This is a genomic window from Paraburkholderia sp. UCT31, assembly GCF_014397655.1.
GTDB classification, from domain to species: domain Bacteria; phylum Pseudomonadota; class Gammaproteobacteria; order Burkholderiales; family Burkholderiaceae; genus Paraburkholderia; species Paraburkholderia tuberum.
The window spans coordinates 1-10,734 of the sequence record NZ_VZQP01000110.1; the positions used below are offsets into that span (position 1 = coordinate 1).

The following is a 10,734-nucleotide window of genomic DNA, read 5'->3' on the forward strand; positions in this document are numbered from 1 at the left end:
GTCGGGGCCGGATGAGGGGCTAATTCGCCGCGACGGGAGCGGTGGCTGCCCGAGCAGGCGGCCGTTGAATTCTCGTTCATTGCTTCGGAGGGCAATGTCGCCGACTGGGAGTCCACGGAAGCCGCTTTCGCAAAGGTAAAGAAAGAGGTCGGTGAGATTGACGTGCTGGTGAATAACGCCGGCATTACGCGGGACGGGACGTTTCGCAAGATGTCCAGAGAGAACTGGAACGATGTCATCGACACGAACCTGACGAGCCTGTTCAACGTGACCAAGCAGGTCATCGAGGGGATGGTCAGCAGGGAGTGGGGGCGAATCATCAACATCTCATCCGTGAATGGCCAGAAGGGGCAGTTCGGCCAGATGAACTGCTCGACTGCCAAGGCGGGTATTCACGGCTTCACGATGTCGCTTGCCCAGGAAGTGGCAACGAAGGGCATTACCGTGAATACGGTTTCACCGGGATACATTGGCACGGATATGGTTCGTGCATATGTCCTGAAGTACTGGATGCAATCGTCCAGAGCATCCCGGTTCGCCGTCTCGGAGAGGCCTCGGAGATTGCCTCGATTGTTTCGTGGCTTGCCGGCAACGAATCAGCCTTCGCGACGGGTGCAGACTTCTCACTGAACGGTGGGCTCCATATGAGTTGAGGCCTGCGCGACGCCGGCGCATGTGAGCAACAACTGAAAGCACCGTAGTCGCGCGCAAGGACGGATGACGATGGGCGCAAAGCTTCGCGACGCGTTTGCTGGTAACGGGGCGTCCGCGATGCGATGCGGCCATAAACCGCATCGACTCTCATCGGCGTCTTTCGGGGAAAAGTGGCGTTCGCGTTTTCACGGGATGCACAGTGGTCTCCGGCACAAGCTTGCCAACATGAGCTGTGTCGTCCGGTTCGCTTTAGCGGGTTAAGCATCTTTTATTCATCGTTTGGACCGTCGAACAGCGCCACGCTTGCGGCGGCATTTCACGACGCAGGCGGTTGATAGCGGTCCGCCGCACAGTGACATCAGGCGTACATGTCCGGCGTGGAAGCGACGGACGTTCGCGCATCCATGACGCTGTCCGCGAATACCGGGCGCCGAGGCAAGCTATCCGAAGATTCTATGGAGCTGACCATGGCCACAAGCCGCAAGTCTGCATTGAAGAGAATCAACCAGTCGGAAATTCCCGGGACGGGCGACAAACTCGGACCCGCACTCGCGCCGGTCGCCGTAGCCCTTGCAGAGGAGCTCGCGGTGCTGTTGGCAGCCGTCCTGGATGGTCGAAAGAAACGAACGCTCGACCGACTGTCGCAGGCTCTCAGCGACGCCGTTCCCGAGTTACTCCGACGTGCGGTTGAGCAGGAATTGCTCGCAGGAGAAGAGGCGGATTCAGAACGTTGCGCGATGCTCGTCGCCGCACTACATGCGGGTGCGACGCCCGCCTCCGAATAGACTCTTGCTGCAACGACCTATGGCCCAGTCTGACGGGGCAGCCGACTTTCGGCGTGCAAGCCAAACTGGGCTCAGCGACAGTGCACGGCGAGACCACACTAGCGCAGCTGCGCTGTTTGGGGCAACGTCAACCTTGTCGGAACATGGCCATGCACGAAGGTACTCAAGCCGCTCGGTGGCCTATGCTTGATTTGTAACGGCACTCAGATTCCGATTTTGCCGACTCGCGTGGGGCCGGTTGTCATTGTTGCTTTGACCCGTCGTCACGCCGTGAACGCGTTCCGGCGGCAGCGTTCCTGCAATAGGCGCATGTCGGAGCAAATCGCCTCCGGCCTGCATTGCAGGTTTTTTGTTCTCAACTGAGTACAAAAGGCCTGGCATCTCGAATACTTCTATTGTTAGTTCCGTTTTTCTCATGTTAAAACGTCGATTCACGTGCGGCGTTGCACTGGCGACGTGTCACCAACACACTTCTTTTTTGGAAACCTCACGAAAATGGCAACAGGTATCGTCAAGTGGTTCAATGATGCAAAGGGCTTTGGTTTTATCACGCCGGATGGCGGTGGCGAGGACCTTTTCGCGCATTTTTCGGAAATCCAGTCGAGCGGTTTCAAGTCGCTGCAGGAAAACCAGAAAGTCAGCTTCGAGGTAAAGCAGGGACCGAAGGGCAAGCAGGCGGCGAGCATCCAGCCGCTGTAACCGGGTAACCCGTCGGCTTGGCAAACAAATGGCCCTTTGCGGGCCATTTATCATTTCGAGCGTCGGATTGCCTGCTGCTACGCCGACGCTTCAGCGAACGCAGGTTTTTTGCTCCGCTCTCACCAGGCTTGACCCTTGACCGATATCCGTTTGCCCTCCAGTGCCCACAGCGGGCGGCGACCGAACATAGCGCTACCCGCCTCGGGTTGGCCGAGCTGCAGCCAATTCGGAAAGTGGTCATCAAATTCCTGGGCGGAAATATTCCCGAGGCGCGCACAGGCCTCGGAAGGCAGGGCAATCGAGCGCTCCATACTCCATAGCACCAAACTAGCGAGCCGGAGGACACGGAGACGCACCTCTCTGGGGACGGGATACTCGGAAACGTGCAGGGGCAGCGCTTCCATGCACACACGCCGTCGCACCTCGTAGCTGAGCGCACCCTTCCTGTCGCGGCGAACCAACGTCGTCCCTCGCAGTTGCCTTCGTAGGTAGAGGGCGCGCAGGACAGGAGCAAGAGCAAGTGCCAGAACCGATGCCGTCATCATGACGCCCTCCAGATGAGACCAGATTCCGGTTTCCGCGCAAAATGCGTGCCATCCCCAAAAAACGAATTCAACGTCAGGTTCCGCCAGGAGGCCGTTGATTCAGTTGGACCGGTTCCTTAGCAACACGAATTGTCACAGTTCGACGAGTCAAGTGACGTCAGCGGGGCGACGGCCCGCACGTTTATATAGCAAGGGCAACGGGCCTCATATCCTGAGGAGAGGTGCAGCAATGAACAAATTTTGTGTGGTTGCTGTTGCATCAGTGTTCTTCATAAGCGCCGTCTACGCCCAGACGTCCGCGCCGGCGGCACCCAGCAAGGCAGCAGCTCCTGCTGCTGCAACTCAGTCAGGGTCGTCAAGCTGTGAAACACAGGCGGTTGGCAAAGATGGGAAGCCGCTGACCGGCGCAGCGAAGTCGTCTTTCACGAAAAAGTGCGAGGGCAATGCCAAGAGTGCGGCGTCGACCGCACGCGAAGCCAAGGCGGTTGGGAAGGACGGCAGACTACTCGCTGGCGCTGCGGAAGCGTCCTTTATGAAGAAGTGCGAGGCGAATGCCGGATAACTAATCCGTCGCGCGACTCATAGGCCGGCCGGCGAGCCGGCTGTTCTGCTTCGGTGCAGCCGGCTCCTAACGCGCAGACTCACTCGTCGCTCTCCTTCGTCAATAGAGAGACCCTGAAATTTGGTCAGTCAGGGCGTGCCTGCTCTACACCCCGTGTCTGGTACCCAAGACCAGCCAAATCCACACGCGGGGCGCGCAATGCACAAATTCAATCGGTCCAGCGGTCCCGCGCGGGTGGCATCTCCAATCTAGTCTGGAAATCGCTGATAAACGATATATACTGTTTATATCGTTTATCAGTCTGGAGATGACCATGGCAGAGCCGAGCATCAGGAAGTCAACGAAGAAAGCCTTTCACTTGCCGAAGAAGGCAAGCGGCCATGCGAAGGTGGGTGACGAGCAGGCAGGTGAGGCAAATGCTCCGGGCGTCGAAGCCGCAGATGCTAAACCGGCTCGGACAATGGTGGCAAAACAGAAGCGCGCGGCAGCCCTCGAGGCGGCTCAGGTCGCTCCAGCGGGTGAAGTGAACGCGAAGCGCATGAAGAAGGAGAAGGTCGTGCGCGACAGCTTCACCATGCCGAAGTCCGACTACGAAAAAATCGCGGTACTGAAACAGAAGTGTCTCGGCGCTGGCGTGTCGGTTAAAAAGAGTGAGATTCTTCGCGCTGGCCTGCTCTTGCTGGACTCAGCTTCCACTACCGAGGGTCTTCTGGCAGCTATTTCTGCCGTGGAAACCGTCAAGACCGGTCGGCCGGCAAAATTGTAGCGATACAGTGCCCCCGGTGGGCTGTCAGTGCGCCCCGGAGGGCGAGCACACGGCCTTCATGGATTGGGACGCGCTCGCTGGGTTTGATACGACCGAACAGATTTTCCAACCTGCATTGCAGGACCGTCGATTGCTTCACCGGCTGTATCGACTCGGGAGCGACCATGCCAGACAAGCACCTTTCCAGTAGGTTTGATGCGGACCTTGACTTTCTTTCATCAAGGCTTCTCGAGATGGGAGGACTTGTGGAGTCACAGATTGCATACGCGCTCGAGGCTGTAAAAGAATTCGACACGGTACTCGTTGACCAGGTCCTCGAGGGTGAACATCGGCTCAATGCCATGGAAATCAAAATCGACGAGGAGGTCACCAATATCATTGCTCGTCGACAGCCCGCCGCGCGTGACCTGCGATTCCTGATGGCCACTTCGAAGTGCATTACCAACCTGGAGCGTGCGGGCGACGAAGCGCGGAAAATAGTGAAACGTATGCGGCGCATCCACGCGAACGGCGGAGGGCTAAACGTCAACACCGCTGAAATCAAGGCTTCCGGCGAAATGGCCATGCACATCCTGCGCAGAGCGCTGGACGCGTTCGCACGGATGGATACGGTTGCCGCTGCACAGATTGTCCACGATGACGAAGCTATCGATAGCGAGTTCCGGGCGTTCGTGCGCAAGCTCGTCACATACATGACGGAAGACCCTCGAACCATCTCGATGGGACTGGACTACCTGTTCATTGCGAAGGCTATCGAGCGTATCGGCGACCACGCGAAGAACATCGCCGAATTTGTGATTTATGTCGTCAAGGGTGCCGATGTTCGCCATGTATCCCAAGAACAGCTTGAGCGGGAGGCCTCGGGTAGCTGAGATTGAAGCAGGCGATGCACCGCCACAGTCCAAATGTCAAATTCTGGGGACGTAATAAGGACAGGGGGTGATGCGCCTGCTCGTACATCGGGAATTCTTAGTCGAGAAGGCCCTTACATGAAATCAGTCAGGCATCGAAGGCAGATAGAACGCGAGCACCGGCGAGTGTGGAATGTCCTTGCCCCGAACGCTCCTTCGACTTTGGGCTCGGTCGAAAAGAATTACCTCATCTGGGGGATTCTGCGGCTGGTCCTCGGCCTGGTGCAAATGACGTTTGCCGTCGCGGCGATTCTCTGCCTGGTTTTTGTCGGATTGTCGTCGACTACCGTCACGTGCATTGCGGTTGCGACCATCGCCACGCTGGTAAGTCGTACGCTGTTTCGTGGTCGGCGCGGAGCGCGCCGGTAAGGGCTCTTGTTTTTTCTGCCTTTATCAGTGGATTTCACTGCCTGGTCTCCATGGAGGCGAGCACACGCAGATGGCGGCCAACTTTGAAATCGCGGAGCCTGCGCCATAGCGAACAGCGGTACGCGAATTGCGGAAATCTAGGCGACGGGTTGCACTGGCCAGGGTTGCTCTCTCGTCAAACCGGTGTCTTTGGAAGCGCTCCTGCTGGCGCGTTGACATTAACAGCGCTCGCGGCTCGAAGCATGCGTGAGACAACTTGCCGCGAAAGCGATTTGAGGGATGTGCTTCTGGTTTCTGTCATTGCTTCGCGGGTCTTGGGGACCGAAATGAGGCGGATTTACCAGTACAACCTTTTATCGTCGAGGTAGAGGCCCTGCCAGTCACCGGCCAGGGGCATGGAAGCGGCTACGCCTCACCGCAGGGATATGTCGCGCTTGTAACCGTCAGGCGCGAGGGCGATACGGGAGTACTCTTCTCCCCTCTCCGGTTAGGTGCCACGAGCCGACGCCTCTTCGCAACGGAAGAAGATGCGCTTGCAACCGGTTTCAGTGCTGCGCAACGTGTCATTGACGACCCATTGAGCTCCGACTGAATTAGTGCTGCGGCCTCTTATCTCCGTTCTGCAATGACTTCCATGAAAGTCATCGTGGGTTTGCCTCGTCCACAGCCGGCAAATAAACAATCATTTCCAATCTGCCTGCTGGCTAATCTGTGGTCAGCATTTCCGTTCCCAGCGGTTTCGACCAACCAGGGGTCGCGTCGAAGAACTGATGGCGGATTGCGGGAAACCGGTAAGGTCAATCTGTTAACAGACGCAGCAGGCTTCCTCGCGTCGAAAGGAGTGGCAGCTCGACGAAAGCGCATGAGGACGGGCGGAATTATCAAAACACTGACGATAATAAAAATCGACGCAATCACATACTTTGACGGAGCTGCAGGAATCGGAACGGGCCATAGCAGATACTCAAGTGCGACTCCTATCGCGAGCGCTGCCAGGTAAAACACCGGAGCCGGGACACGAATGCCAGGCCCTGCCGCCGTTGCTTCCGGGTTCATAATTCTCTTTTTCTCCTGCACAGCCGACGCATTAGCTGGTGTCTGCTGGTGGCATTCGGCGAGGATTTTTGTTTTCAGCCGACCACGTTGAGACCATTGCTGGCATCGCCTAGGATGTCCAAGCATGGCCTGACCACGGCAGATATTGATGCGCACGTCGGTGGTGCGCAAAAGCGTGGGCGCAAGCCCGGTGCCAGTGCTGCGAATGGAAAGGCGAAGGCCATTGTTAACACTAAGAGCGGACTGCCACCAAAGTATCGTGACCCCAAGACTGGTGCGACGGGGAGTGGTCACGCCCGTCCGCCGGCCTGGATTGCAAACGTGAAGGACCGCACCAGGTTCCTGATTGCAGATGGCGACGCTGCGGTCGCAGCGACTTCGGGTGCGGCGGGCAAGGCAAAGGCTGCGGTCGAGAACGCATTGGCAGTCGGTACAGCAGGCGCTCACACGGGGCAGCTCAAAGGCCCGCAGCCGGCCAAATATCGCGACCCAATAAGCGGGGCGACTTGGAGCGGATGTGGTCCGGCACCTGCGTGGCTGGCTGCCGTCAAAGACCGCACCAAGTTTTTGATTGAAGGCGCCAGCGCGGTCACAACAGAAACCCGCGCTGTGAACAAGACGAGCAAGGCGAACGCCGCTGGCAAGAGCGGTGCTGTTTCAAAGAAAGCTGCAGTCAAGATGGTGGCGACTTGCTCCGGCGAAGAAAACAGTGGTACCGGCTGAAACGAAAGTGGCGGTCAAGAAAGCGCCAGCGAAGAAGGCAGTTGCCAAAACGGTGGTCGCGAAGCTTGACGTCGCCGCTCCGCAGGCGTCTGTGACCGTGCAGGCAACAGCGTTACGACGTGGTGTCAGGGCACCCTTCGTGCCCAGGTCTAAAGCAAAACGCCCCTCGGATTTTGGTCGCGAGGGGCGTTACCGCTTCGAAACAATTTCGCTTACAGAGCGGCGTCCTTCAGCTTCTTCAGCGGGCGCACCTTGAGGCGCACCGAAGCAGGCTTCGCCGCGAACCACTTGTCTTCACCCGTAAACGGGTCCTTGCCGAAGCGCTTTTTCTTGGCGGGTACGTCTTGCGCGACAACCTTCAGCAGGCCGGGGAGCGTGAACTCTTTCGCGCCCTTCTTGTGAATCGATGCGAGCACCGTTTCTTCGAGCGCCGCCATCAATGCCTTGGCCGCCTTCGGTTCGATGCCTGAGCGCTCGGCCAGATGAATCGTCAGCGATGCCTTCGTGAACGAGTCCTTGATAGGTTTCAGGGGAGCAGCCGCAGCAGACTCTTTCGCGACCGGTGCAGCAGCTTTCTTGCTGGCCGGTGCTGCCGCTTTCTTCGTAACCGGAGCGGCGGCTTTCTTCGTAGCCGGAGCGGCGGCTTTCTTCGTAGCTGTTGTTGCCATAAATTCCTCGTGTCTAGTCAAAGTTTGCCCAAGACCTTTGCCTTTGCACCGTCACCGACTAACGCAAAGGTACAAATCCTCGGGTTGGGCGCCAGCGTAACAACACCGGCATGAAGACGCAACGTCTGAGGCCTTAAACCAATGGATTTTTGGCGTAGAAGTTAATAAAGCGGTGACCTGTACTCTGCTTTAGGGACATTCGGCCAGTGAAATCCTACGGACGGTAGCTTCGAGTGGACCTTAATGATGGCCGAACCATCGAACCGACCTGCTCTCTGGCAGGCAGACGTCACCTGCGACGCGCTTTCGCTTGACGTTTCGACACGACTTTTATCCTTGAAATACCGTGGCTCTGTTTGCCCGCCAGCCAGCGCGGCAGACACGATGGAGACGGAAATGACGCCGACGGACGAAATCACGGTATAAACGTTCGGGCTGTCGGGCTTCCCATGCCCGTCCCACACCGTACTGCCAGCCGCGCCTTCGATTGCTCCGGCCGCTTCGCCACCGCAATAGACGCTGGTGCGCCGGACAACCTGATGCCCGACGTGATGAAGGTTAGTGACGTAACCGGCTGGATGCGAGTCGCTGCGATGGCGCAGGCGAACGGGCTAACCGAACGCCGCTCGACCGTTACCGATGGACTGAGTCCTATCGAGGGGGGATGAGCATGTGGCAGTTAATCGCGGGGGTGCTGCTGTTGGTGTTCGTGTCGTGCGACACCCTTGCAGCGCCGGTGGCCCCGGAAGAGGACGACACTAGCATCGTGTCCGGCGAAGTGCGCGGAGTTCCAGCGCGACACCGTCGCCCAAAGCGTCCGCAGCGCCCAGTTCATCGACGACCATGTCGAGATTGTCACGCCGCAGGAACAGAAGTACCTGGAGACGGGGAGCGCAGAAAGCACGCTTTCGGGCGCCAGTCGACACCGTTTTCTGTTCGTGATTCACCATCCTTTGTACAACGCGTGGCGCTTGCACAATTCGCTGCGGGAACTTATCCATTCGCTCCAATCGATTGACGAACCTTCGCCGGGCGCGAACCCTGACACGCATCGGGTAAAGAAAGCAGCTTTTGCGCTCGTCTCAGTTGCGCGAACAGGTGTTCTGTTCGAAGCTTACTCGCGCGAGGACAGAGCGCGCCCGGCGCCGGTTATGGATGACGCGACTTTCCAAGTGGCCTCAGTCTCACTGGCTGAAATGGCGCCAGCCCTCGCTTGGTTCGTCAGTTGCACCGCGGATGCCATGGAAAGCCGAAAGAAGTAACGAACCCAACGAGTCGGCCGTCCGACCCGCCGCGAGCACGGGGCCCTATCTATAAGGAAAGCGAGTACACGGCGCTGGACGACGCAGTCGCCGAGCTGCGCGAACAGCCGCTCAGAGAGGAGCTCAAGGTCTGTACGACGTACGACATTCAGACCGCCTGCAGCCGTCTGATAGGCGACGAAGTCGCAGCACTGAACTGAGCGGTGCGACTGTCGCAGACCAAGACACTTCAGCACGCTGAAGACGGCTACCGCCAGCCCCGACATTTAAACCGTCCTACCTACAGCTTCTAAAAAAGAGTCTTCTGGTTATTAAAGGAGCCTCTTTTCCTATAAAGAATAAGGAAGCGAGCTCCTTGAGGAACAAGCGGAAGGCCTTGTCGTAAAAGGACGAAATCCGCCTTCAAACCGGCCAGGTGCGCTTCGTCGATTAAGGTCCCAGTGGTCTAGCAGGCTGTTGAAATTCTCCCCGGAGGGCTGCTGGCGAAAATTGTCGACCTTATAAAATGCTCTATAGGCCGCTCACGCGACTTGGGTAAGGGGTAAAGCACCCTTGAAATCGGCCTGCAAACACCCCTCGAAACAGTATTTCAACAGCCTGCTAGGGCAGACATTGCCGCGTTTCCGCCACATTCGTTTCTCGTCTGATATGGGAGCCGTCACTTTTGCAGGTTGCTTGTGACCGCGAGGCGCCCCTGGTCGTCTGCCTGGCTTACCGTCGCCTTCCGCCGACAATGCGCTCAATTGTCGTGTGGTCGGGCACGGGAAACGCGTCGAGAAACCGGGTAAATCCCATACGCCCGGAAGCCCGGGAGTGGCCGTCGCGTAGGCTCAGCGCTTCGCGCATCGCCGCTACACCCGCTTCGCCGAATTCTTTGACGGCCATGCTCGAATTGACGTAGTCCGCCAGCGTCGGGCGGTTCTCGCGGTCCAAGACGCGCAAAAAGAGGCTCCAGAGTTCGACGTTCACCCCGCGAGGCGTCTCGTACAGTGTGACCAGATTGCCTTCGTCATTGACTGACATGAGGAACAGTTCCCGCAAGCGATATCCCGCCGGTTCAAGGGTGTCAGGGTATTGCGCCCCGTGATGTCTGCGGTAGTTCAGGATGCTGAAGGCGTTGTCCAGAATGTCCTCGAGGTTCAGGTCTAGAACGGTCTGGAGCTCCTGAACCAGCGCGCGCGGGGTGTTGGGTACTGCTTCGGGTGGCTCCAGAAGCCAGCCATCGCTGCGCAGTCCCGGCGCCCAGCAACGACTCAGCTGATACGCCACGTCGCGGTGGTAGGTTCGCGGGCTTTGGCCCGGCACAGGCTGCGCAAGTGCGCGATAGACCTTCCCGCGGATGGCCACTTCATAGAAGGGTGTTTCCTTGCCAAGTCGCAAGGAAGCGAACGTCGAGACTCCGACGTGGCGAGGACCCACGTAGTAAGCCATGTAGAGTGCGTCTTTCCGGGAGATGAGGCCGCTATTGAGGCCTGTTTCCGCTCGACGCTTCTCCTCTAGGACTGTCGTGTGCAGGGTGGCTTTGCGTTCGGGTTCGGCTGCTTCGACTTGCGGTGTGCTCATGGGTCGATTCCTTTCAGGAAGGCGGAAAGGTCTATTTTCGGTTTCTGGAAATCCTGCGGCTTCGGGCTGGAGCGGGTGGTCTTGTCCGGCGGCGCTTGTTTGTCCCGCTCAGGTACTCGGCCGGTCGCGGAGACCCAAAAGAGGCGCCTTATTTTATCCCTCACTATCCGA

At 58.2% G+C, this 10,734-nt stretch carries 11 protein-coding genes and 1 pseudogene; 9 read left to right on the forward strand and 3 right to left on the reverse strand.

The window, feature by feature from the left end; translation table 11 throughout:
• Nucleotides 1-15 precede the first annotated feature (15 nt).
• The 3 genes and pseudogenes from phbB to F6X40_RS40070 form a co-directional block, all read left to right on the forward strand.
• Nucleotides 16-653, forward strand: a pseudogene (gene phbB, locus F6X40_RS40060) (acetoacetyl-CoA reductase); the annotation flags it as partial.
• Between the two features lie 468 nt (nucleotides 654-1,121).
• Entirely contained in the window at nucleotides 1,122-1,439 is a 318-nt protein-coding gene (locus F6X40_RS40065) for a hypothetical protein (RefSeq protein WP_222946300.1), read from the forward strand.
• A 495-nt stretch (nucleotides 1,440-1,934) separates the two neighbouring features.
• The gene (locus F6X40_RS40070) at nucleotides 1,935-2,138 is read left to right on the forward strand and encodes a cold-shock protein (protein WP_187631690.1); all 204 of its coding nucleotides are present in this window, start codon (nucleotides 1,935-1,937) and stop codon (nucleotides 2,136-2,138) included.
• A 119-nt stretch (nucleotides 2,139-2,257) separates the two neighbouring features.
• Here F6X40_RS40070 and F6X40_RS40075 read toward each other — a convergent pair whose 3' ends face one another.
• Nucleotides 2,258-2,683: a hypothetical protein gene (locus F6X40_RS40075; protein ID WP_187631691.1), complete on the reverse strand. Its 426-nt coding sequence runs from the start codon at nucleotides 2,681-2,683 to the stop codon at nucleotides 2,258-2,260.
• Between the two features lie 229 nt (nucleotides 2,684-2,912).
• Here F6X40_RS40075 and F6X40_RS40080 point away from each other — a divergent pair, with 229 nt between their 5' ends.
• The 5 genes from F6X40_RS40080 (at nucleotide 2,913) to F6X40_RS40100 (ending at nucleotide 7,070) form a co-directional block, all read left to right on the forward strand.
• Complete coding sequence (locus F6X40_RS40080; RefSeq protein WP_187631692.1) at nucleotides 2,913-3,245, forward strand: hypothetical protein; 333 nt, start codon at nucleotides 2,913-2,915, stop codon at nucleotides 3,243-3,245.
• Between the two features lie 313 nt (nucleotides 3,246-3,558).
• The gene (locus F6X40_RS40085) at nucleotides 3,559-4,011 is read left to right on the forward strand and encodes a hypothetical protein (RefSeq protein ID WP_187631693.1); all 453 of its coding nucleotides are present in this window, start codon (nucleotides 3,559-3,561) and stop codon (nucleotides 4,009-4,011) included.
• A 164-nt stretch (nucleotides 4,012-4,175) separates the two neighbouring features.
• Complete coding sequence (phoU, locus tag F6X40_RS40090; RefSeq protein WP_187631694.1) at nucleotides 4,176-4,883, forward strand: phosphate signaling complex protein PhoU; 708 nt, start codon at nucleotides 4,176-4,178, stop codon at nucleotides 4,881-4,883.
• A 117-nt stretch (nucleotides 4,884-5,000) separates the two neighbouring features.
• A complete protein-coding gene (locus F6X40_RS40095; protein WP_187631695.1) occupies nucleotides 5,001-5,291 on the forward strand; it encodes a hypothetical protein in 291 nt (96 codons plus the stop codon).
• Nucleotides 5,292-6,461: 1,170 nt separating this feature from the next.
• Nucleotides 6,462-7,070 (forward strand): H-NS family nucleoid-associated regulatory protein, encoded by a 609-nt coding sequence (locus F6X40_RS40100; RefSeq protein WP_187631696.1) that lies wholly within the window; start codon nucleotides 6,462-6,464, stop codon nucleotides 7,068-7,070.
• A gap of 212 nt (nucleotides 7,071-7,282) precedes the next feature.
• Here the strand turns inward: F6X40_RS40100 and F6X40_RS40105 are convergent, their stop codons facing one another.
• Nucleotides 7,283-7,738 (reverse strand): HU family DNA-binding protein, encoded by a 456-nt coding sequence (locus F6X40_RS40105; protein WP_187631697.1) that lies wholly within the window; start codon nucleotides 7,736-7,738, stop codon nucleotides 7,283-7,285.
• Nucleotides 7,739-8,463: 725 nt separating this feature from the next.
• Between F6X40_RS40105 and F6X40_RS40110 the strand changes: the two genes are divergently transcribed.
• Complete coding sequence (locus tag F6X40_RS40110; RefSeq protein ID WP_187631698.1) at nucleotides 8,464-9,000, forward strand: hypothetical protein; 537 nt, start codon at nucleotides 8,464-8,466, stop codon at nucleotides 8,998-9,000.
• Nucleotides 9,001-9,711: 711 nt separating this feature from the next.
• On the opposite strand, the gene F6X40_RS40115 is transcribed toward F6X40_RS40110, so the two are convergent.
• The gene (locus tag F6X40_RS40115; protein WP_187631699.1) at nucleotides 9,712-10,563 is read right to left on the reverse strand and encodes a hypothetical protein; all 852 of its coding nucleotides are present in this window, start codon (nucleotides 10,561-10,563) and stop codon (nucleotides 9,712-9,714) included.
• Nucleotides 10,564-10,734 lie beyond the last annotated feature (171 nt).